Origin of the sequence: Streptomyces violaceoruber (assembly GCF_033406955.1) — a bacterium.
Classification (GTDB): domain Bacteria; phylum Actinomycetota; class Actinomycetes; order Streptomycetales; family Streptomycetaceae; genus Streptomyces; species Streptomyces violaceoruber.
The window spans coordinates 6,770,749-6,792,119 of the sequence record NZ_CP137734.1; the positions used below are offsets into that span (position 1 = coordinate 6,770,749).

The following is a 21,371-nucleotide window of genomic DNA, read 5'->3' on the forward strand; positions in this document are numbered from 1 at the left end:
TAAGCTGGGGTTATGGGCAGCGGCGCGGGCAGCAGTACGAACGGTGGCACGGGCGGTGGCACCGAGGGCGGGCACGACACACGGGCACGGCAGGTGGCGGGCTCGCTGGCACACCGGGTACCGGACCTCGGGGCGATGGAGCTGTTGCTGGCGGTGGCCCGGCTGGGCAGCCTCGGCGGGGCGGCGCGCGAGCTGGGCATCACCCAGCCGGCCGCCAGCAGCCGCATCCGCTCGATGGAACGGCAACTCGGCGTCGCCCTGGTGGACCGCTCGCCGCGCGGCTCCCGGCTCACCGACGCGGGGGCGCTGGTCACGGACTGGGCGCGGCGGATCGTGGAGGCCGCCGAGGCGTTCGACGCGGGCGCGCAGGCGCTGCGCGACCGCCGGGACTCGCGGCTCCGGGTCGCGGCGAGCATGACGATCGCCGAGTACCTGCTGCCGGGCTGGCTGGTCGCGCTGCGCGCCCAGCTGCCGGACACCGCGGTGTCGCTGCTCGCGGGCAACTCGGCGGCCGTCGCGGAGCGCCTGCTGGCCGACGACGCCGACCTCGGCTTCGTGGAGGGGGTCAGTGTGCCGACCGGCCTGGACTCCGCGGTCATCGGCCACGACCGGCTCATCGTCGTGACCGCGCCGGGTCACCCCTGGGCCCGGCGCCGACGCCCGCTGGAGGCGGCGGAGCTGGCGGCCACCCCGCTGATCCTGCGGGAGAAGGGCTCGGGCACCCGGCAGGTCCTGGACGCGGCGCTGGGCGGCCTGGCCCGCCCCCTGATCGAGCTGTCCTCGACCACGGCGGTGAAGGCCGCCGCGGTGGGCGGCGCCGGCCCGTCCGTCCTCAGCGAGCTCGCCGTCGGCGAGGAACTGACCACCCGGCGCCTGGTGAGCGTCCCCGTGGCCGACGTCGTCCTGGCCCGCGACCTGCGAGCGGTCTGGCCCACCGGCCACCGCCCCACCGGCCCGGCCCGCCAACTGCTGTCCCTGACCAGGGCGTAGCAGCGCCGGCACAGCCGATCGGGGCCCGCCCCGCAATCGCACGGGCGACCGGCCCGCCCCGTGGGTTGCGAGCCGTGGTGCCGGTCAGGGCCCGTCCGGGGGGTGTGGGGGCCGTCCTGTCCAGCGGGCCGCGGTGTCGTCCGATCCGTCGGTCCCGGTGCCGCTGGTGGGTTCGTGGAGGGGCGTTGCCGACTTGGGCGTGGGCGCGCCGACGGGGCCGGTCGAGGCCTGTCCGGGGGCGCCGTGGGCCCCGGCCCGGCGGGCTGCGACGCCGCGTGGTCCGTCGGTCCACGTGCCGCCGGTCCGGCTCGTCGACGGGCGTTGGCGACCCGGGTGCGGGGTGCGGGGTGCGGGGTGCGGGGTGCGGTGACGGGGCCAGGCCGGGACCGGTCCGGGGCGGTGCGCGGGACCTCGGGGCCCGCGGGGCGTGCTGCGTGTGGCGTGCGGCGTGCGGCGTGCTCGCACGTTCCGCCGGGGCGGTGGTCGGGCGTCGCCGTCTTCGTCACCGGCCGGGGCCGGGCCGGTCCTCGGGCACCGGTCGGCCCGGACGGGCCGCGGCCACCAGGGGGGCGTTGGCGACCCGGGTGCGGGGCGCGGCGACGGGGCCAGGCCGGGACCGGTCCGGGGCGGTGCGCGGGACCTCGGGGCCCGCGGGCCGCGGGGCGTGCGGCGTGCTCGCACGTTTCGCCGGGGCGGTGGTCGGGCGTCGCCGTCTTCGTCACCGGCCGGGGCCGGGCCGGTCCTCGGGCACCGGTCGGCCCGGACGGGCCGCGGCCACCAGGGCCCGCATCACCCGTACGTCCTCGCCCATCTCCGGATGCCACTGCACGCCCAGGACCCAGCCGGAACCGGAGGGCATCTCCAGGGCCTCCACGGTGCCGTCCGCCGCGTGGGCCGAGGCGACCAGACCGCTGCCGAGCCGGTCCACCGCCTGGTGGTGGTACGTCGGAACGAACGTCTCCTCCGGCACGGCACCGGCGTACAGCGTGCCCGGCACCGGCCGGACCGGGTGGCCGCCGAAGACGCCCACCACCTCGGCGTGCCCCTCGATGTGCTGGACGAGGGTGCCGCCCAGGGCGACGTTGAGCAGCTGCATGCCCCGGCAGATGCCCAGCAGCGGGACGCGCGCGGCCAGGGCCGCCTCGATGAGCGCCAGCTCCCAGGTGTCCCGGGCCCGGGCCGGCGGGCCGGTGCGCGGGTCGGGCTCGGCGCCGTAACGCACCGGCTCCACGTCCGGGCCGCCCGCGATCACCACCCCGTCGACGCGGGCGACGGTCGCCGCGGCGTGCTCCGGCGCGTCCGGCGGGAGCATCGCGGCCAGACCGCCCGCCCGCTGCACCAGCCGCGGATATCCGGCCGGCAACAGCGCCGCCTCCAGCTCCCACACGCCCCAGCGCGCCCCGGACTCCAGATACGTGCTGACACCGATCAGCGGCCGGTCGGCCATCCGTCCTCCAGGTGATGGATCGGGCAATGGACCGTTCCCACACCTTTGCCGGAGCGCGTGGTCACGGCAATACGCTCACGTCAGAAACCCGCGCAGCAGCGCCGCCGTGCCCGCGCAGTGCTCCCGGGCGATCTCCCGCGCCCCGTCCGCGTCCCCGTCGAGCACCGCCTCCACCAGCGCGGCGTGCTGACGCTGGGAGTGCTCCAGGTTGCGCACCAGCAGCGGGATGCAGTCCAGCAGGTCGTTCAGGGTGGCGCGGACGGCCGCGTACTGCGCCGCCAGCGCCGGTGAGCCGCACAGCTCCGCCAGGGTCAGGTGCAGCATCGTGTCCAGCCGCCGGTACTGCGCGAGCGGCGCGTCCCGCGTGCCGGCCAGCGCGTCGCGCAGCCGCGCCGCCCGCGCCCCGGCCAGACCGTGCGCCGCGCACAGCCCGGCCGCGCCCGCCTCCAGCACCTCCCGGAAGCGCAGCACGTCCTCGATGTCGACCCCGGCCACCCGGCGCCGCAGCTCGTCCTCGCCGCCCGCGTCCGCCCGGGGCAGCACGAACGTCCCGCCGTAGCGGCCGCGCCGCGCCTGCACCAGCCCCTGGTCCTGGAGCACCCGCAGCACCTCGCGCAGCGTGACGCGGCTGATGCCCAGCCGCTCCGCCAGCTCCCGCTCGGCCGGCAGCCGCTCGCCCGCCGCCACCAGGCCCAGCCTGACGACCTGGAGGATCTGCTCCAGCGCCTCCTCGAAGCCGTTCCCGGCGCGCACCGGCCGCAGCACCGGCGCCAGCCGGTCCGTCACGCTCCCGGCACTCCCGCCGGATTCCTCCCGCACGCGGCCGCGCCCCCTTCCCAACCAAAGGTTCCCGGCAATACCTTATGTCTCCCGGCCAGAAGGAGGCTCTCCCCGTGGCAGACCGCACACCCCCGCTCGGGGTCGAGGAACTGCACGCCCTCGTCGCCGCCGGTGACATCGACACCGTCGTCCTCGCCTTCCCCGACATGCAGGGCCGCCTCCAGGGCAAGCGGTTCGCCGCCCGGTTCTTCCTCGACGAGGTCCTGGAACACGGCACCGAGGGCTGCAACTACCTCCTCGCCGTGGACGCCGACATGAACACCGTCGACGGCTACGCCATGTCCTCCTGGGACCGCGGCTACGGCGACTTCGCCATGCGCGCCGACCCGGCCACCCTGCGCCGGCTCCCCTGGAACGAGGGCACCGCGATGGCCGTCGCCGACCTCGCCTGGGAGGACGGCTCCCCGGTGCTCGCCGCGCCCCGCCAGATCCTGCGCCGCCAGCTGGAGCGGCTCGCCGGACACGGGTACACCGCACAGGTCGGCACCGAGCTGGAGTTCATCGTCTTCCGGGACACCTACGAACACGCCTGGGACGCGAACTACCGCGGCCTGACCCCGGCCAACCAGTACAACGTCGACTACTCCGTCCTCGGCACCGGCCGCGTCGAACCCCTGCTGCGCCGCATCCGCAACGAGATGGCCGGCGCCGGCCTCACCGTCGAGTCCGCCAAGGGCGAGTGCAACCCCGGCCAGCACGAGATCGCCTTCCGCTACGACGAGGCCCTGGTCACCTGCGACCAGCACGCCGTCTACAAGACCGGCGCCAAGGAGATCGCCGCCCAGGAGGGCATGTCCCTCACCTTCATGGCCAAGTACAACGAGCTGGAAGGCAACTCCTGCCACATCCACCTCTCGCTCGCCGACGCCGACGGCCGCAACGCCATGGCCGAGGGAGGGGGAATGTCCGACGTCATGCGGCACTTCCTCGCCGGACAGCTGGTGGCGCTGCGCGAGTTCTCCCTCCTCTACGCCCCGCACATCAACTCCTACAAGCGCTTCCAGCCCGGTTCCTTCGCCCCCACCGCCGTCGCCTGGGGCCACGACAACCGCACCTGCGCCCTGCGCGTCGTCGGCCACGGCCGCTCCCTCCGCTTCGAGAACCGGCTCCCCGGCGGCGACGTCAACCCCTACCTCGCGGTGGCCGGCCTGGTCGCGGCCGGACTGCACGGCATCGAGCAGCGGCTGGAACTGCCCGAGCCCTGCCCCGGCAACGCGTACACCGCCGACTTCGCGCACGTCCCCACCACCCTGCGCGAGGCCGCCGAGCTGTGGGAGAACAGCGCTCTGGCCAAGGCCGCCTTCGGGGACGAGGTCGTCGCCCACTACCGGAACATGGCCCGCGTCGAACTGGACGCCTTCGACGCCGCCGTCACCGACTGGGAACTGCGCCGCTCCTTCGAACGCATGTGAGGCACCGGTTGTCCGAGCTGTCCGAGCTGTCTGACCTCTCCGAGCCGTCCGAGAGGCTCCCCGACGAGCTACATGTCCTGAACCCCGCCACCGAAGAGGTCGTCGCCACCGTCCCCGCCGCCTCCGCGGCCGACGTGGACGCCGCCGTCGCCCGCGCCGCACGGGCGCAGACCGCCTGGGCCGCCCTCGCCCCCGGCGACCGGGCCCGGCTGCTGCGCCGCTTCGCCGTCACCGTCGACGAGCACCTGGAGGAGCTGGCCCGTCTGGAGGTCCGCCAGGCCGGGCACCTCCTCGGCAACGCCCGCTGGGAGGCCGGCAACGTCCGCGACCTGCTCGACTACGCCGCCGGGGGAGTCGAGCGGCTCACCGGACGCCAGATCCCGGTGGCCGGCGGCCTGGACATCACGCTCCTCGAACCACTCGGCGTCGTGGGCGTCATCGCCCCCTGGAACTTCCCGATGCCGATCGCGGCCTGGGCCACGGCACCGGCGCTCGCGGCGGGCAACGCGGTCCTCCTCAAGCCCGCCGAGACGACCCCGCTCACCGCGCTCCGCCTGGCCGAACTCGCCCTGGTCGCAGGCCTTCCCGAGGACCTGTTCCAGGTGCTGCCCGGGCACGGGCCGGTCGCGGGCGACGCGCTCGTCGAACACCCGGACGTCGCCAAGATCGTCTTCACCGGGTCCACCGCCGTGGGCCGGCAGGTGGCCGCCAAGGGCGCCGCCCTCCTCAAACCGGTCACCCTCGAACTCGGCGGCAAGAGCCCCAACATCGTCTTCGCCGACGCGGACGTCGAGGCCGCCGCGGCCGCGACGCCCATGTCCTTCCTCGACAACAGCGGCCAGGACTGCTGCGCCCGCACCCGCATCCTCGTCCAGCGGTCCGTGCACGACCGCTTCCTCGAACTCCTCGCCCCCGCGATCGAGGCCGTCCGGGTCGGCGATCCGGCCGACGAGAGCACCGAGATGGGCCCGCTGATCTCCCGCGCCCAACTGGAGCGCGTCCGCTCCCACGTCCCCGCGGACGCCGCCGGCATCCGCGGCAGGGCGCCCCGGGGCGGCCCCGGGTTCTGGTTCCCGCCGACCGTCCTCACCGGCGTCGACGCGCACGCGCGCGTGGCCGTCGAGGAGGTCTTCGGGCCCGTCGCCGTCGTCCTGCCCTTCGACGACGAGGCCGACGCGGTCCGCCTGGCCAACGCCACCGACTACGGGCTGGCCGGCTCCCTGTGGACCCGGGACGTCGGCCGCGCCCTGCGCGTGTCGGGCGCGGTGCGCGCCGGGAACCTGTCCGTCAACTCCCACGCCAGTGTCCGCTACTGGACACCCTTCGGCGGGTTCAAGCAGTCCGGCATCGGCCGCGAGCTGGGCCCGGACGCGCTGACCGCGTTCACCGAGACCAAGAACGTCTTCTTCAGCACCACCCCATCGAGCACGGAGGGCCCCGCACAGTGAGCGAAGACATCGTCTGCCGCAGGCTCGTCGGCCGTACCGCGGTCGTCACCGGGGCGGGCAGCGGCATCGGACTCGCCGCCACCCGCAGGCTCGCCTCCGAGGGCGCCCACGTCGTCTGCGGCGACGTGGACGAGACCCGGGGCAGGGCCGCGGCCGAGGAGACCGGCGGCATCTTCGTCCAGGCCGACGTCACCGACCCCGAGCAGGTCGAGGCGCTGTTCGCGGCGGCGTACGACACCTACGGCAGCGTCGACGTCGCGTTCAACAACGCCGGCATCTCGCCGCCCGACGACGACTCCATCCTGGAGACGGGGCTGGAGGCGTGGCAGCGCGTCCAGGAGGTCAACCTCACCTCCGTCTACCTGTGCTGCAAGGCCGCCATCCCCTACATGCGCCGCCAGGGCCGGGGGTCCATCATCAACACCGCCTCCTTCGTGGCCCGGATGGGCGCGGCCACCTCGCAGATCTCGTACACCGCGTCCAAGGGCGGCGTCCTCGCCATGTCCCGGGAACTGGGCGTGCAGTTCGCGCGGGAGGGCATCCGCGTCAACGCGCTGTGCCCGGGACCGGTCGACACCCCGCTCCTCCGGGAGCTGTTCGCCAAGGACCCGGAGCGGGCCGCGCGCCGCCTCGTGCACATCCCGGTGGGGCGGTTCGCCGAGGCCGAGGAGATCGCCGCCGCCGTCGCCTTCCTGGCCAGCGACGACTCCTCCTTCGTCAACGCCACCGACTTCCTGGTGGACGGCGGCATCTCCGGGGCGTACGTCACACCGCTGTAGATCCCCGCGCGTCGCGTCCTACAGTGCCGGGATGAGCATGACGCCGCCGCCCGGCTGGTATCGAGACCCGTCGGCCCCGCACCAGGAACGCTGGTGGGACGGCACGGCCTGGACGGAGCACCGCCGGGCTCCCGGGCCGGTCGGGTACGGGCCGGCGGTGGGCGGGACTCCCGTGCCGGGGCCCGGACCGGGTCCGGAACCCGGGCCGGGGACGGGCACCGGCGGACGCGGCAAGGCCGTCGCCGTCACCGCCGCCGCGGCCGTGCTGGTCGCGGCGATCGTCACCGGCGTGTTCGTGCTGGGCGAGGACGACGACGGCAGCCCGCGGACCCGGACCCCGCCGGTCACGGAGACCGCCACCGCCCCCGCGCCGGGCAACGACCCGCCGTCCTCCTCACCCACCGCCTCCGAACCCACCGCCTCCGAACCCTCCGCCGACGACCCGGCCCTGGTCGAGGACCAGCTCAACGGCATCACCCTGCCGCTGCCGGACGGCTGGGTCCGGCCCGAGCACGTCGCCGAGGACGACGTCATGATGACCACCGACGGCACCTACGACTGCCCCGCCGACGGCAGCGTGTGCCGGCACGGCCTCGTCGTCTCGCGCACCGTCACGGCGAACGCCGAGTCCTCCCCGAAGGTCCTCGCCCAGCAGGACATCGAGGACGCGGCCGACGACGCCTACGACCGCGACCTGATCGGCAACAAGCCCTTCGGCGGCATCGAGTCCCACGAGGAGGTGGCGTCCGGCCCCGTCGCGGTCGCCGGACGCGCCGGGTACTACGTGCGCTGGCGGGTGACGACGGCCGAGGGACCCGGCGGCTACGTGCAGTCGATGGTGTTCCCGTCCACCGTCGGCACCGAGTCCCCGATCCTCGTCCGCTACGTCTTCGACGCGGGTGAGGACGGGCCGCCGCTTGCCGACATGGACACCATCACCAAGGGCATCCGGCCCATCGGCGACGCCGACACCGGCGGTGGCGTGGGCAGCGGCATCGGCCCGACGGACTGACCCTGGCAGAGGCACCGCCCGCACGGGCCCCGCTACAGGAAGGTGTGCCCCTCGCCCCGGTAGGTCGGCACCGTCGCCGTCACCGCGTCCCCCTCCACCAGGTGCAGCGCGTCGAACCGCTCGCACAGCTCCCCGGCCTTGGCGTGCCGGAACCACACCTTGTCGCCGATGAGCAGATCGTCGGCGGGCGAGCCCAGCAACGGCGTCTGCACCTCGCCGGGTCCCTCCTGGGGGTCGTAGCGCAGCCCCTCGGGCAGGTACGGCACCGGCAGCCGGTCGGCGCCGGCCGCGCCGGAGGCCGGATAGCCGCCGCCGAGCACGGTCACCACCCCGACCCCCGGCCGCCGTACGACGGGCTGGGCGAACAGTGCCGCCGGACGACCGCTGAACGACGTGTAGTTGTCGAACAACCGCGGCACGTACAGCCCGGAACCGGCCGCGATCTCCGTGACCGCGTCCTCGGCGGCGGTGTGCTGCACGCTGCCCGTGCCGCCGCCGTTGACGAACTCCAGGCCGGGCACCACGGCCCGGACCGCCCGTACCACGGCTGCCCGCCGCTCGGCCAGTTCCCGGCGCGCGGCCGCCTGCATCAGCCGCACCGCACGCGACCGGAACGGGTGCCCCGCCACCGCGTCCCCGACCCCGGCGACATGCCCCTCGTACGCCATGATGCCGACGACCTCGAATCCCGGCCGGCGGGTCACCGCCCGGGCCAGGTCGGCGACCTGGGCGGGGGAGTGCAGCGGCGAGCGCCGGGCACCGACCCGCACCCGTCCCCCGAGCAGCCGCAGCGAAGTGTCCAACTCCAGGCACACCCGCACGACTTCCCCGCCGCCGTCGCCGTCGCGCGCCGCGTCCACCAGGTCCAGCTGCGCCACGTCGTCGACCATCACGGTCACGGCGGAGGCGAGCTTGGGATCAGCGGTCAGCTCGGCGTACCCGGCGCGGTCCGCCGACGGATAGGCGAGCAGCACGTCCTCGAAACCGGAGCGCGCCAGCCACAGGGACTCGGCCAGCGTGAACGACATGACGCCCGCGAAACCGTCCCTGGCCAGGGCCCGTTCCAGCAGCGCACGACAGCGTACGGACTTGCTGGCGACCCGGACCGGCTTCCCGCCGGCCCGGCGGACCAGGTCGTCCGCGTTGGCGTCGAATGCCTCCAGGTCCACGATCGCCACGGGGGCGTCCAGATGGGCGGTGGCCCGGTCGTAACGGGCCCGGTCTGCGGCGCGTGCGGTCATGACGGCAGCCTGCCAGACAGGATTACCGCAGGGTAGGGGGACGATCCGGGCCAATGCCGCGGGCGCGCGGACTGGTTCCCCGTCGGGCGGGGTCACGCCGTAGAGTGACGCGCACGCACGGGCGGATCCGGCCCCGGCGGCAGGGCCCCGGCAGCCCGCGCCGGGATGGCGGTCCTCCCGAGCGGGTATGCGTGCCCGGGACGGATCGGTTCCGCGCCGGGCCGGGCAGGAGACCACGGTCAGGACCACCGTCTCCGGCCCGTGTCGGAGAAACGGGCCGGGCCCGGGGAAACGGGGGGTGCATGAGCACGGAAGCGCGCCGCGCCTCCCTTCCGCCGCACCTGCGAACGCCGCCCCGCCCGCAGACCCCGCCCCACCACCCCGAGATCCCGCCCCGTCCCGAGGCGCCGCCGCGCACGGACCCCGGACCGCCGTCCGCGCCCCCGCGGGGCGCGGACGGGACCCCCCGACCGGATGCCGCCGGGCCGCCGGTGTCGGGGGCCGCGTGGGGTTCGGACGCGGTCCCCGGCCCGGAGTCCTCGGACCGTTCCGGCTCCGCGCCGGATCCCGCCACGTCGTCCGGCCGGGCGGTACCGCCCCGTCCCGCGCGGGAGCCCGCGCCGGGACCGGACTCCGCGCCCGGTTTCGGCGGAGCTTCCCGTCCGGCGTCCGGGCGCCGACCGGATGACGCTTCCGGACCGCGGACGTCGGCCGGTGCCCAGGCCCCGCCCCGCCCGGCGTCCGGGCCGGGCCCGGATGTCTCGTTTACGGCGGCAGTGCCGCGTTCGCCGGTGCCGCCGCACCCGGGGACCCCGCCCCGTCCCGGTGTTCCTCCCCGCCCGGCGCAGGCGCCGGCGGGGGAGCGCGGCGAGGCCGCGGAGCCCGGGGCGCCCGGGCGTACCGGTGGGGCCGGCACACCCGCATCCACGGCGGGCCGTGACGGCCGTGACGGCCGGGGAACGTCCACGGCCCCGGACGACGGCCGGGACGGGAACGGCACGGGGCCCGGTGCCCGGACCCGCTACCCGCGCTTCCGGCTCGGCGACTCCCGGGCCGCCGACTCCGCCCCGCCGCCCAGCCCTTCCGCCCGCTTCCCCGACGCCGCCCCGACCGTCGGCAGGGACGCCCCGCGCGGCGACGGCGCGGCCCAGGCGACGTCCCGCCGTCCCGGCGCACCGGCACAGACCCCGACGGAGACGACCGCACGCCTGCGCCCGATCCCGGCGGCGCCGCACGCGGAGACGGCGGCCGGAACGGACGTTCCCGCGCCCCGGGCAGCCGTCCCGCCCCCCGGCCCCGCCGCCCCCCGCACCCCCGACCCGGCCCTCTCCTGGAGCACCCCGTACGAGGCGTGGCCCCGGGTCTCCTTCGGGGAGCCCGAGGGGTACGACGGACTGGCCCGGCCGCGCCCGCTCGGCGGCCGCCCGCGGCCGCAGGTCGTCGCCGCGGCCGTCTGCCTCGTGCTCGGCGTGGGGCTCCTCACCGGAGCCGTCACCGGCAGCTGGCTCGCCGGGGACTCCGGGGACGACGGCGCGCGCAGCGCGTACACCGAGGCCGGCGACCTGTGGCACAGCGTGCCCGTCGACCAGCTGTTCCCGCCCACCGTCCAGGGCAAGGGCGCGGGACCCGGCGGAGCCGACCGCACCTGGACGCGGGTCGCGGTCGCCCCGGACGGCGACTGCGCGGGCGCCTTCGACCGGCTCCTCGCCAAGGTGCTCGACCCGGTCGGCTGCGCGCGCCTGCTGCGCGCCACCTACACCGACGCCACCCAGAGCCACGTCACCACCGTCGGCCTGCTCTTCACCAAGGCCGACGCCGCCGCGATGACCTCGCTGGCGAGACGGTTCGAGAAGGAGGGCCTGGGCCGCCGGGACGACCTCATGCCCCTGCCGTACCAGGCGAAGGACACGGTCGCCGAGGGCTTCGGCGCACCCCAGCGGGGATCGTGGACCGTCTCCGTCCTCACCGACGCCCCCGTCGTCGTCTACGCCGTGTCCGGCTGGGCCGACGGCCGCACCGTCGACGAACCCGAACCCGCCGAGGAGGCCATCGAGTCCGGTGCCGCGTCGGCACCCGCCCAGGCCGGTCTCGGCCACGAGGCGAAGGGCCTCGCCGACCGCGTCGAACGCGCCCTGCGCAGACACGTCGGCGCGCCCACGGAGCAGCCGTCGTGACCCCCGCGGACATCCGCCGCAGGACCGGCGCCCTGAGCCTCCTCCTCACCGCCGCCCTCGTCCTCGCCCCGGCGCCCGCCGCGCACGCCGACGGCATCCGCGCCCAGCAGTGGGCCCTGGACGCCCTGCACACCCAGCAGGCGTGGCGCACCACCAAGGGCGCCGGCATCACCGTCGCCGTCCTGGACACCGGTGTCGAGGCCGACCACCCCGACCTGGCCGGCAACGTGCTCACCGGCAAGGACCTGGTCGGCTTCGGCGCGAGCGAGGGCGACCGCTCCTGGGCCCGGCACGGCACCGCCATGGCCGGGATCATCGCCGGCCACGGACACGGCTCCGGCGATGCCGAGGGCGTCATGGGCATCGCGCCGGAGGCGAAGATCCTCCCCGTGCGGGTCATCCTGGAGGACGGCGACCCCTCCCGGGCCAAGGCGCGCAAGACCCGTGGCAACGCCCTGGCCGAGGGCATCCGCTGGGCCGCCGACCACGGCGCCGACATCATCAACCTCTCCCTCGGCGACGACTCCGCCTCCGCCCACCCCGAACCCGGCGAGGACGAAGCCATCCAGTACGCCCTGAAGAAGGGCGTGGTCGTCGTCGCCTCGGCCGGCAACGGCGGCGAGCTGGGCGACCACATCTCCTACCCGGCCGCCTACCCGGGCGTGATCGCCGCGACCGCCGTCGACCGCTACGGCACCCGCGCCGCCTTCTCCACCCGCCGCTGGTACGCCACGGTCAGCGCCCCCGGCGTCGACGTGATCATCGCCGACCCCGACCACCGCTACTACGAGGGCTGGGGCACCAGCGCCGCCTCCGCCTTCGTCTCCGGGGCCGCCGCCCTGGTGAAGGCGGCCCACCCGGACCTCACCCCGGCCCAGGTCAAGTCCGTCCTGGAGGACACCGCCCGCAACGCCCCGGCCGGGGGCCGCGACGACTCCCGGGGCTTCGGCTTCGTCGACCCGGCCGCCGCCATCGAGGCGGCCGGACGGCTGAAGCCGGAGGGGCTGAGGGCGGCGTCGTACGGGGACGAGTACTTCGGCACCGGACCGGACGCCCCCGCCTCCGACGACGACACCTCCGCCTGGGCCGCACCGCTGGCCGGCGGGGCGGGCGGCGTCCTGGTGGTCGCGGCGGTGGTCCTGTGGCGGGGCCGCCGCGAACGCCCCGACGACTTCTGACCGCCCGGAGGTCCCTAGGGCGTGTCGTCCGTGACCACGGACACCGCCGCCCGCGCCGCCGCCTCGGTCAGCGCGATCCCCTCCGCCTGCGTACCGCTGCCCCGCGACACCACCGCCACCAGGCAGCCGCGGCCGCCGGTCTCCACCCGCCCGATGCTGTTGACGACCCACAAACCGGTGGTACTGCGCCGCAGCCAGCCGTTCTTCAGCGCCCACGTCGAACCGGCCGTCGGACCGGCCGTGTCGGCGGCCGCCGACACACCCCACCGCTGACCGTCCGCGATCCGCTCCATCAGCCCGCGCACGTACGCCCGTGAGGCCTCGCTCAGCACCGAGCCGTCCGTCACGAACACCTGGCGCAACAACGCGACCTGGTCGGCTGCCGTGGTCCGGGTCAGCCCCCACAGCGGGCCGTCGCCGCCCGCGGTGCCGGTCAGCCCGAAGCGTTCGTTCGCCGCGTCGAGTCCTTCGGCCGTCCCGATCGCCCGCCACAGTGCCGACGCCGAGTCGTTGTCGCTGATCTCGATCATCGCGGTGGCGTACGTCCTCTCCGCAGCGGTGAGCGACCGTCCCGCGTCCTGCGCCTGCAACAGCAGCGCCGCCAGGATGTCGACCTTGACGATGCTCGCCGTGTCGAAGGCGCCCGTGCCGTACGCGGCGCCCGCGCCCGAGTCCGGGTCGAGCACCGCCACCGACACCTCGGCGCCGTCGGGCACCGGCACCGACGCCATGGCCGCGGCCAGCCGCGCGTCGGCGTCCACCACCGGTCCGACCGGCTCGACCGTCTCCACCGCCGCCTCCCCGCCCGAGGGTGCCGAGGCCGACGACGATACGGCGCCGCCGGCGCCCGGGCCCGCGTGGCCCTGCCAGTACACGGCGCCGGCGGCGGTGGCGCCGAGGACGGCGAGGGCGATCAGGGCGTGCCGCACCCGGGCGGGCCGGCGCCGGGCCCGCCGCGCCCGCCGGGCTCTGGAGGATGCCATGGCGGCGATGGTCCAGCCGGTTGCTGTGCGGGTCGTTCGACGGAGGTCAAACTCGGGTCAGAAAACCCTGAGAGGCCGGTGAGGAGCGCCGTACCGGTGCCCCGATAGACATCTCAGGGGGCTAAGAAGTCAAGCGGCCTCCGTCGGCAGAGTCGGCTGTGAGTCATGAGCTGGGAGAGGACAAGATGTGTGTTCGTCGCCAGCGAAGACGCGCGTGAGGTACGTCTGCTGCTGCCAGGGTGTGCTCATGAATACGACACCAGATGGACGGCCGATTCCTCCCGCGCATGCCGACGAGCGGACCATGCTGGAAGCTTGGTTGGACTTTCACCGTGCGACTCTCGCCGTGAAGTGTTCGGGCCTCAAGGATGATCAATTACGGCTTGCTGCGGCGGCGCCCTCGTCGATGACGCTGCTGGGACTCGTGCAGCACATGGCTGAGGTGGAACGCAACTGGTTCCAGCGTGTGTTCGCAGGTCAGAACGTGCCACCGGTCTTCGGGGAGAGCAACCATGATGGCTTTGCCCTGAAGTCTGGACGAGGGCTCGACGAGGCGGTGGCCGCGTGGCAGGCCGAGGTCTCCCGCGGCCGTGAGCTGATCGCTGACGCAGGACTGGACGACTCCGGCCACCTGTCCGAACAGGAAGCTGGTCACGTCGGCGATCAGGGAGTCTCCCTGCGCTGGATCATGGTGCACATGATCGAGGAATACGCACGTCACAACGGTCATGCCGACCTCATCCGCGAGCAGATCGACGGCACCACAGGCGCATGAGGTGTGCTCGCGGAGTCAGCAGGTGACCAGGAACCTCCGGCCGACTCCAGGTCACGCGGCAGCTTGCAGGAGTGGCGCGAAGGCGCGTTGTTCGTCGAAATGCTGCCGCGTCTGAAGACAGTGGTGGAGTTGGCCGAGGAACCGGTTGAGCAGGTGGCGCTGGGCTGCGGCGTGCCAGTCTCCGTGTTCGCGTCGGCGCCGGTAGTGCGCGTTGGCCCCGGGCGAGGCCTGTAGGGCTGCGAAGGCCCAGAGGAAGCCGGCGTTCATGAGGCGGTTGTTCTTGACGAAGCGGCGGCCGACGAAGTGTTTCCTGCCGGAGGCGCGGGTGATCGGTGCAGAGCCCGCGTAGGACTTCAGGGCTCTGGCGTCGGTGAAGCGGCTGCGGTCGTCGCCGATCTCGGCGAGCACCCGGGCGCCGAGCAAGGGGCCCAGGCCGGGGAAGCTGAGCAGGATCTCGCTGTCGGCGTGCTCGCGGAACGCGTCTTCGACGGCCTTCGCGAGGTCGTCCGCGGCAAGGCACGTGGCGTCCAGTTGCCTGAGCAGGGCCAGGAGCTGGTGACCGAAGGCGTCCTCGACGGCCGGAAGCTGGCGGGCGTACTCGGAACGGAAGATGCCCCGCAGCCGCTCGATTTCGGTGTTGAAGGCGCGAGTGCGGCCGCTGCGCTTCAGCCCGGCGCGCAGCTGGGCGAGGGTGAGCTTCGCGGCCTTCGCCGGGGTTGGCGCCATCGTGAGGATGACGCGGGCGTCGGGCCGGGTCAGGCCGCCGTCCTTGCTCTGGAAGGCGTGCAGGGCGGCGGGGTAGTACTCGCGCAGCAGTGAGCGAACCTGGTTGGCGACCTGCTGCCGGTTCCAGACCGCGTCCTGCTGAGCGCGGGCCAGCACGGTGATGGCCTGGGCGAGTTCGGAGTCGGCGGGCAGAGGGCGGTGGGCGTGCATGTCGGTGCGCAGGATGTTCGCCAGGACCAGGGCGTCGCCGGGGTCGGACTTCTTGCGGGAGACGCCGTGGCGGTCACGGTAGCGGGCGGCCGCGAGCGGATTAATTGCGAAGACCTTGCGGCTGCCGGTGCGCAGGGCGGCCACGAGGAGGCCGTGGCTGGTCTCGATGGCCACCGGTATCGGGGTGGCGGAGCTGTCGCCGTGTTCGGCCAGGAGGTCCAGCAGCTTGTTGTAGCCGGCCACGTCGTCGGTGATGCGGGCCTTGGCGAGCAGGGTGCCGGTGTCGTCGACGATGGCGACGTCGTGGTGGCGTTCCGCCCAGTCGATGCCGCAGAACACGGTCAAGCTGTCCTCCCACATTCGATTGTTTATTCAGGTCACGAGCACATGCGGGTCACGCGGCGCCCTAATCCCAGGACTCGTCGGTCCGCCATCTCAGTAGCCGTTCGCGACACCAGCGCATTTCAGGGGCCTCGATCTGTCTATAGAGCTCTGGGGCTCGCGATGAACAAGAGGTCGACCCTGGAATGGGCTCGCGCCGTGACGACAACGTCTGGGCGGCCATTGTGAGTTTCGTGGTGGTCACGCAGGCACCGGGCCGTGCCGCTCTTGACAGAGGCCTGGAACGGCCGGGGGAAACGGAGGCATCAGCCCGGCGCCCGCGTCACCCCACGAAACTCACGAGTACGCGCATGTTCGCGGTGGTGCGCAGGCTCCGGGCTGTCGCTCTATCGGGAGGCCTCACGGGCCATGGTCGGATCAGACCTTGCCCGGCACCCACGCACCACCGGTCATCGGTGGGCAGCGGCGCCGGTCTCAGAGAGAGCCTCGGGGACTGGAGAGGGCCGAGGCGTCCGCTGCCCGTGCAAGCGTCTCTTCGCATCCTTGCGGGGTCCGCGACGAGCTGCTTACACCCTGGATTAGGGTCGGGGACCGTGGCGAACAAGAACATCCCCGACTCCGCCTTCTCCGACGACGACGGCACCGCCGACCCCCGGCTGAGCGCCGCGCTCGCCGCCTGGTCCGAGGACCGCGCCGCCGTCGGCCCGGTCCTGGCGGCGCTCAAGGGCGCCCGGCTGCTCGTCCCCGTCGTCGCCGTACTCGGCGAGGTGGAGGAGGACGAGAACGGCTTGCGCCGCGAGAAGACCAGCGACATGGCCGTGCCGACCCTGAAGGCGGGCGACCGCACCGCGCTCCCCGCCTTCACCTCGACCGCGTCGCTTGCCCGCTGGGACCCCGAGGCCCGCCCCGTCGCCGTACCGGTGCACCAGGCACTGGAGGCCGCCGCGCACGAGAAGGCGGACACCGTCGTACTGGACCTGGCGGGCCCGGTGCCGTTCGAGCTGACCGGAGCGGTGCTGCTGGCGCTCGCCGAAGGGCGTACGACGACCGACCCGCTCGCCGACCCGGCCGTGGCGGGTGCCGTGCGCGCCGCCCTGGCCGACGAGCCCGCCGTGCTCCGCGCCCACCTCGGGCCGGGCCGGGCCGACGGCACGCTCGCACTGGTGCTGGACCCGGCCGCCGACGCGGCGACGGCCGCCCGCGCCGTCGCCGAGCGGCTGGCCGCCGACGACACGCTGAGGGCCCGCCTGGTGCGCGGCCTCGACCTGGCACTGCTGCCGGCCGGGGCGACGCCGCCGGGCGAGCCCTTGTACGTGCGGGGATAGCTCCTACGGGTCGTCGGACGGCGGTCAGCCGTAGACCGCGCCCGTGTACTTCTCGCCCGGACCCTGGCCCGGCTCGTCCGGGACCAGCGAGGCCTCGCGGAAGGCGAGCTGGAGCGACTTCAGTCCGTCGCGCAGCGGCGCCGCGTGGAACGAGCTGATCTCGGTCGCCGTCGCGTCCAGCAGACCGGCCAGCGCGTGCACCAGTTTGCGCGCCTCGTCCAGGTCCTTGTGCGCGTCGCCCTCCTCGGTGAGGCCCAGCTTCACGGCGGCGGCACTCATCAGGTTGACGGCGACCGTCACGATCACCTCGACCGCGGGGACCTCGGCGATGTCGCGGGTCATGGCGTCGAAGTCGGGATTCGCCGAGGATTCGGGAGGGGTCTCACTCATGCCGCACACGATAGGCGCAGCGGGGGAGCGGGCCCCACCCGGACTCGGTTAGCCCATCCCCCGCCGAGCTGCTAACCTTGTGTAACGACCGGTCGGACACGCACGCCCATGGCAGCGGATCCGGCCCACAAGTGGAGGCTTCGAACTCCCACCTGGCCGTCCTCCGGACGGCGGGTCACCGGTCAGGCGGTTCCGTCCCACGGCGGTGACCAGCCCGAAATCGCGCCCCGCGGTCATAGCGGCGGTGCTCCGGTAGCAGTTCGAGGAGCCCCGCCTGTGATCGTCCGGGGCATTTTTTGTGCGCCGGCGCGGTTAGGTCTAACGAACAGAGACGTTACGCGGCTGTCCGCCAGACCGTCGCGTGGTGCTACCGAGGAGGATCCATCAGCGCCGAGCCCCGCATCAACGACCGGATTCGCGTTCCCGAGGTGCGACTTGTCGGTCCCAGTGGTGAGCAGGTCGGGATTGTCCCGCTTGCCAAGGCCCTGGAGCTTGCGCAGGAGTACGACCTCGACCTCGTCGAGGTCGCGGCGAACGCCCGTCCGCCCGTGTGCAAGCTCATGGACTACGGGAAGTTCAAGTACGAGTCGGCCATGAAGGCCCGTGAGGCGCGCAAGAACCAGGCGCACACGGTCATCAAGGAGATGAAGCTCCGGCCGAAGATCGACCCGCACGACTATGACACCAAGAAGGGTCACGTCGTCCGGTTCCTCAAGCAGGGCGACAAGGTCAAGATCACGATCATGTTCCGTGGTCGCGAGCAGTCCCGGCCGGAGCTCGGTTACCGACTGCTGCAGCGTCTCGCGGAGGATGTGGCCGACCTCGGCTTCGTGGAGTCGAACCCGAAGCAGGACGGCCGGAACATGATCATGGTCCTCGGTCCGCACAAGAAGAAGACCGAGGCGATGGCCGAGGCCCGTCAGGCGCAGGAAGCGCGCAAGGCGGACGCGAAGGCGAACCCCGGCAAGTCGCAGAACGCCGCGGAGACCGACGACGCGGAAGCCGAGGCCCCGGCCGAGGCACCTGCCGAAGCGTGACCCCGGGGGACCGCCAGTCCCCAGGACACACATCCGATACAAGAGCGACGCTCCAACCGTGCCCGGTTTCACGACCGGGCACCGGAGCGCCACCGACGAGGAGAGAACGGCGCTATGCCGAAGAACAAGTCGCACAGCGGTGCCAGCAAGCGCTTCAAGATCACCGGCTCCGGCAAGGTGCTGCGTGAGCGCGCCGGCAAGCGCCACCTGCTCGAGCACAAGTCGTCCCGCGTGACGCGTCGCCTCACCGGCAACGCCGAGATGGCCCCGGGCGACGCCGCGAAGATCAAGAAGCTTCTCGGCAAGTGACGTACGGGCGCCACTGAGCGCCGTACGGCAGGACCGGGACCCAATCGATACCGGGCCGCGTGAGGACCACCGCGGCCCCGCTACAAGGAGTTAACAAGTGGCACGCGTCAAGCGGGCAGTCAACGCCCACAAGAAGCGCCGGGCGATCCTCGAGCAGGCCTCCGGCTACCGCGGTCAGCGTTCGCGCCTGTACCGCAAGGCCAAGGAGCAGGTCACCCACTCGCTGGTCTACAACTACAACGACCGCAAGAAGCGCAAGGGTGACTTCCGCCAGCTGTGGATCCAGCGCATCAACGCCGCTGCCCGCGCCAACGGCATCACGTACAACCGCTTCATCCAGGGCCTGAAGGCCGCCAACGTCGAGGTCGACCGCAAGATCCTCGCCGAGCTGGCCGTCAACGACCCGAACGCGTTCGCCGCGCTCGTCGAGGTCGCGCAGAAGGCGCTGCCGAGCGATGTGAACGCGCCGAAGGCGGCGTGACGCTGCGCCGGCTTGAGCCGTAGTCGAAGGGACCCGCAGGCTGTGAGCCTGCGGGTCCCTTCGGTTGCCGTTGTGTTCGGTTCGTTGTCTGCCGCGGGTGCGTTGTGGCTGGTCGCGCAGTTCCCCGCGCCCTTTCGGGGCGCGTCGCAGTCCACGACGATTCAGATGTGAAGGTGAGCAAGAGTGCGTCCTGTCAGCCCCGAGCTGATCTCCCCCCGGTCCCCCCGTGTCGCTGTCGCGCGGCGGCTCGGGAAGCGGAACTTCCGGGGGAAGGAGCGGCTGTTTCTGGCCGAGGGGCCGCAGGCCGTGCGGGAGGCCGCGGGGTACGGGGACACGCTGGTCGAGCTGTTCGCGACGGTGGAGGCCGCCGAGCGGTACGCCGACATCGTCGGGGCCGCGCGTGAGGTGGGCGCCCGGGTGCACCTCGCCGCCGACGCGGTGATCGAGGACATCTCCACCACCGTCACCCCGCAGGGTCTGGTCGGGGTCTGCCGGTTCCTGGACACGCCGTTCGACGAGATCCTCGCCGCCCGGCCCAAGCTCGTCGCCGTCCTCGCGCACGTGAGGGACCCCGGCAACGCGGGTACCGTGCTGCGCTGCGCCGACGCCGCCGGGGCCGAGGCGGTCGTGCTCACCGACGCCTCCGTCGACCTGTACAACCCCAAGGCCGTACGCGCCTCCGTCGGCTCCCTCTTCCACCTGCCGGTCGCCGTCGGCGTCCCCGTCGAGCGGGCCGTCGCCGGACTGCGGGAGGCGGGGGTGCGGGTGCTGGCCGCCGACGGTGCGGGCGAGGACGACCTCGACACCGAGCTGGACGCCGGCACCATGGGCGGGCCCACCGCCTGGGTGTTCGGCAACGAGGCCTGGGGGCTCCCCGAGGAGACCCGCGCCCTCACCGACGCCGTCCTGCGCGTCCCGATCCACGGAAAGGCGGAGAGTCTGAACCTCGCGACCGCCGCCGCCGTATGTCTCTACGCGTCGGCGCGTGCACAGCGCGCCGCCGGAGGGTGCCGCTCCGTCACCGAGAGCTAGTAGGGTGACCAGCTCAAGGCCCCTGCGCGGTTGAGAGGTGGGGTACGGGGATGAGCGTCGGCACGAGCAGCGCACCGGGGGCACGCCAGGTGCCGCGCCCGCCCGCGCCCCGCACGTCCGGCGACCCCGCCGACCTCGGCATCGACCCGGACCAGCTGCCCGACGGCCTGGTCGTCGCCGACGAGCACGGCCGGGTGGTCTGCTTCAACGCCGCCGCCGTCCGCATCACCGCCACCCCCGCCGCCGAGGCCCTCGGACAGCCCCTGGAGAGCGCCCTGCCGCTGGAGGACCTGGAGGGCCGCCGCTGGTGGCAGCTCACCGACCCCTACGGCGGCCTCGCCATCCGCGTCCGGCAGCCCGAGCGCAACCTGCTGCTCCCCGGCGGACGAGAGGTCCTGGTCACCGCCCGCTACGTCCGGACCGAACGCCTCGGCCCCGTCCACCGCGTCGTCGTCACCCTGCGCGACACCGAGGCCCGCCGCCGCACCGAGCGCAGCCACGCCGAGCTGATCGCCACCGTCGCCCACGAGCTGCGCTCCCCGCTCACCTCCGTCAAGGGCTTCACGGCCACCCTGCTGGCCAAGTGGGAGAGGTTCACCGACGACCAGAAGCGGCTGATGCTGGAGACCGTCGACGCCGACGCCGACCGCGTCACCCGGCTCATCGCCGAGCTGCTCGACATCTCCCGGATCGACTCCGGCCGCCTGGAGGTGCGCCGCCAGCCCGTCGACATCGGCGCCGCCGTCGGCCGGCACATCCAGGCGTACGTCGCCTCCGGTCTGGAGGCCGACCGCTTCCTGCTCCGCCTCGCCCAGCCGCTGCCCGATCTGTGGGCCGACCCCGACAAGGTCGACCAAGTGCTCAGCAACCTGCTGGAAAATGCCGTGCGGCACGGCGAGGGAACCGTCACCATTGACGTCACGCCCACGGCGTCCCCCCGCGAAGGGGAGGACACCGGCACGTCGGTCACGGTGAGCGACGAGGGGGCGGGCATCCCGGAGGAGTCCATGAACCGCGTCTTCACCCGCTTCTGGCGGGGCAGCAAGCGCGGCGGCACCGGCCTCGGGCTGTACATCGTCAAGGGCATCGTCGAGGCCCACGGCGGCACCATCACGGTCGGCCGCGCCCCCGGCGGCGGCGCCGAGTTCCGATTTACGTTGCCCGTGGCGGCACCGGCGTACCTCACCTGAGCAGCACCAGAGGCGGCCGACGACCCCCACGGGCGTAATCCGCGTTCCAC

General features: G+C 73.7%; 20 protein-coding genes. 14 read left to right on the forward strand and 6 right to left on the reverse strand.

The window, feature by feature from the left end; all coding sequences use genetic code 11:
- Positions 1-12: 12 nt before the first annotated feature.
- Entirely contained in the window at positions 13-990 is a 978-nt protein-coding gene (locus R2E43_RS30320) for a LysR family transcriptional regulator (protein ID WP_003977210.1), read from the forward strand.
- A 718-nt stretch (positions 991-1,708) separates the two neighbouring features.
- Here the strand turns inward: R2E43_RS30320 and R2E43_RS30325 are convergent.
- Complete coding sequence (locus R2E43_RS30325; RefSeq protein ID WP_332056731.1) at positions 1,709-2,437, reverse strand: gamma-glutamyl-gamma-aminobutyrate hydrolase family protein; 729 nt, start codon at positions 2,435-2,437, stop codon at positions 1,709-1,711.
- 75 nt (positions 2,438-2,512) lie between these two features.
- A complete protein-coding gene (locus R2E43_RS30330) occupies positions 2,513-3,223 on the reverse strand; it encodes a FadR/GntR family transcriptional regulator (protein WP_011027884.1) in 711 nt (236 codons plus the stop codon).
- A gap of 107 nt (positions 3,224-3,330) precedes the next feature.
- Between R2E43_RS30330 and glnA4 the strand changes: the two genes are divergently transcribed.
- Genes glnA4 through R2E43_RS30350 form a run of 4 tightly spaced genes read left to right on the forward strand, consistent with a single transcriptional unit; the run spans position 3,331 to position 7,928 of the window.
- Entirely contained in the window at positions 3,331-4,689 is a 1,359-nt protein-coding gene (glnA4, locus tag R2E43_RS30335; RefSeq protein WP_003977213.1) for a gamma-glutamylethanolamide synthetase GlnA4, read from the forward strand.
- 8 nt (positions 4,690-4,697) lie between these two features.
- A complete protein-coding gene (locus R2E43_RS30340) occupies positions 4,698-6,137 on the forward strand; it encodes an aldehyde dehydrogenase family protein (protein ID WP_016325844.1) in 1,440 nt (479 codons plus the stop codon).
- On the forward strand, positions 6,134-6,916 hold the full coding sequence (locus tag R2E43_RS30345) for a 3-oxoacyl-ACP reductase (protein WP_003977216.1): 783 nt from the start codon (positions 6,134-6,136) through the stop codon (positions 6,914-6,916). Before R2E43_RS30340 ends, R2E43_RS30345 begins: the two co-directional genes overlap by 4 nt.
- Before the next feature lie 37 nt (positions 6,917-6,953).
- Entirely contained in the window at positions 6,954-7,928 is a 975-nt protein-coding gene (locus R2E43_RS30350) for a DUF2510 domain-containing protein (RefSeq protein WP_332057136.1), read from the forward strand.
- Positions 7,929-7,960: 32 nt separating this feature from the next.
- Here the strand turns inward: R2E43_RS30350 and R2E43_RS30355 are convergent, their stop codons facing one another.
- On the reverse strand, positions 7,961-9,169 hold the full coding sequence (locus tag R2E43_RS30355) for an amino acid deaminase/aldolase (RefSeq protein WP_332056732.1): 1,209 nt from the start codon (positions 9,167-9,169) through the stop codon (positions 7,961-7,963).
- Between the two features lie 776 nt (positions 9,170-9,945).
- Here R2E43_RS30355 and R2E43_RS30360 point away from each other — a divergent pair.
- A complete protein-coding gene (locus tag R2E43_RS30360; RefSeq protein WP_332056733.1) occupies positions 9,946-11,343 on the forward strand; it encodes a hypothetical protein in 1,398 nt (465 codons plus the stop codon).
- Positions 11,340-12,521 (forward strand): type VII secretion-associated serine protease mycosin, encoded by a 1,182-nt coding sequence (gene mycP, locus R2E43_RS30365; RefSeq protein ID WP_003977220.1) that lies wholly within the window; start codon positions 11,340-11,342, stop codon positions 12,519-12,521. Before R2E43_RS30360 ends, mycP begins: the two co-directional genes overlap by 4 nt.
- A 14-nt stretch (positions 12,522-12,535) precedes the next feature.
- Here mycP and R2E43_RS30370 read toward each other — a convergent pair whose 3' ends face one another.
- Positions 12,536-13,504: a serine hydrolase gene (locus R2E43_RS30370; RefSeq protein ID WP_332056734.1), complete on the reverse strand. Its 969-nt coding sequence runs from the start codon at positions 13,502-13,504 to the stop codon at positions 12,536-12,538.
- Between the two features lie 247 nt (positions 13,505-13,751).
- Between R2E43_RS30370 and R2E43_RS30375 the strand changes: the two genes are divergently transcribed.
- Positions 13,752-14,279 carry a DinB family protein gene (locus R2E43_RS30375; RefSeq protein ID WP_011027877.1) on the forward strand — a complete coding sequence of 176 codons (528 nt, stop codon included), beginning with the start codon at positions 13,752-13,754 and terminating at the stop codon, positions 14,277-14,279.
- Between the two features lie 51 nt (positions 14,280-14,330).
- Here the strand turns inward: R2E43_RS30375 and R2E43_RS30380 are convergent, their stop codons facing one another.
- The gene (locus R2E43_RS30380) at positions 14,331-15,575 is read right to left on the reverse strand and encodes an IS110-like element IS117 family transposase (RefSeq protein WP_011027876.1); all 1,245 of its coding nucleotides are present in this window, start codon (positions 15,573-15,575) and stop codon (positions 14,331-14,333) included.
- Between the two features lie 575 nt (positions 15,576-16,150).
- Here R2E43_RS30380 and R2E43_RS30385 point away from each other — a divergent pair.
- On the forward strand, positions 16,151-16,882 hold the full coding sequence (locus tag R2E43_RS30385; RefSeq protein WP_011027875.1) for an SseB family protein: 732 nt from the start codon (positions 16,151-16,153) through the stop codon (positions 16,880-16,882).
- Positions 16,883-16,906: 24 nt separating this feature from the next.
- Here the strand turns inward: R2E43_RS30385 and R2E43_RS30390 are convergent, their stop codons facing one another.
- On the reverse strand, positions 16,907-17,272 hold the full coding sequence (locus R2E43_RS30390) for a DUF1844 domain-containing protein (RefSeq protein WP_003977223.1): 366 nt from the start codon (positions 17,270-17,272) through the stop codon (positions 16,907-16,909).
- A 383-nt stretch (positions 17,273-17,655) separates the two neighbouring features.
- Between R2E43_RS30390 and infC the strand changes: the two genes are divergently transcribed.
- The 5 genes from infC to R2E43_RS30415 all read left to right on the forward strand — a co-directional run bounded on the left by infC (position 17,656) and on the right by R2E43_RS30415 (position 21,321).
- On the forward strand, positions 17,656-18,309 hold the full coding sequence (gene infC, locus R2E43_RS30395) for a translation initiation factor IF-3 (RefSeq protein ID WP_011027874.1): 654 nt from the start codon (positions 17,656-17,658) through the stop codon (positions 18,307-18,309).
- A 114-nt stretch (positions 18,310-18,423) separates the two neighbouring features.
- The gene (gene rpmI / locus R2E43_RS30400) at positions 18,424-18,618 is read left to right on the forward strand and encodes a 50S ribosomal protein L35 (protein WP_003977225.1); all 195 of its coding nucleotides are present in this window, start codon (positions 18,424-18,426) and stop codon (positions 18,616-18,618) included.
- 97 nt (positions 18,619-18,715) lie between these two features.
- A complete protein-coding gene (rplT, locus tag R2E43_RS30405; protein WP_003977226.1) occupies positions 18,716-19,099 on the forward strand; it encodes a 50S ribosomal protein L20 in 384 nt (127 codons plus the stop codon).
- A gap of 183 nt (positions 19,100-19,282) precedes the next feature.
- Positions 19,283-20,131 (forward strand): TrmH family RNA methyltransferase, encoded by an 849-nt coding sequence (locus R2E43_RS30410; RefSeq protein ID WP_030871184.1) that lies wholly within the window; start codon positions 19,283-19,285, stop codon positions 20,129-20,131.
- A 50-nt stretch (positions 20,132-20,181) separates the two neighbouring features.
- The gene (locus R2E43_RS30415) at positions 20,182-21,321 is read left to right on the forward strand and encodes a sensor histidine kinase (protein WP_191849228.1); all 1,140 of its coding nucleotides are present in this window, start codon (positions 20,182-20,184) and stop codon (positions 21,319-21,321) included.
- Positions 21,322-21,371: the final 50 nt, after the last annotated feature.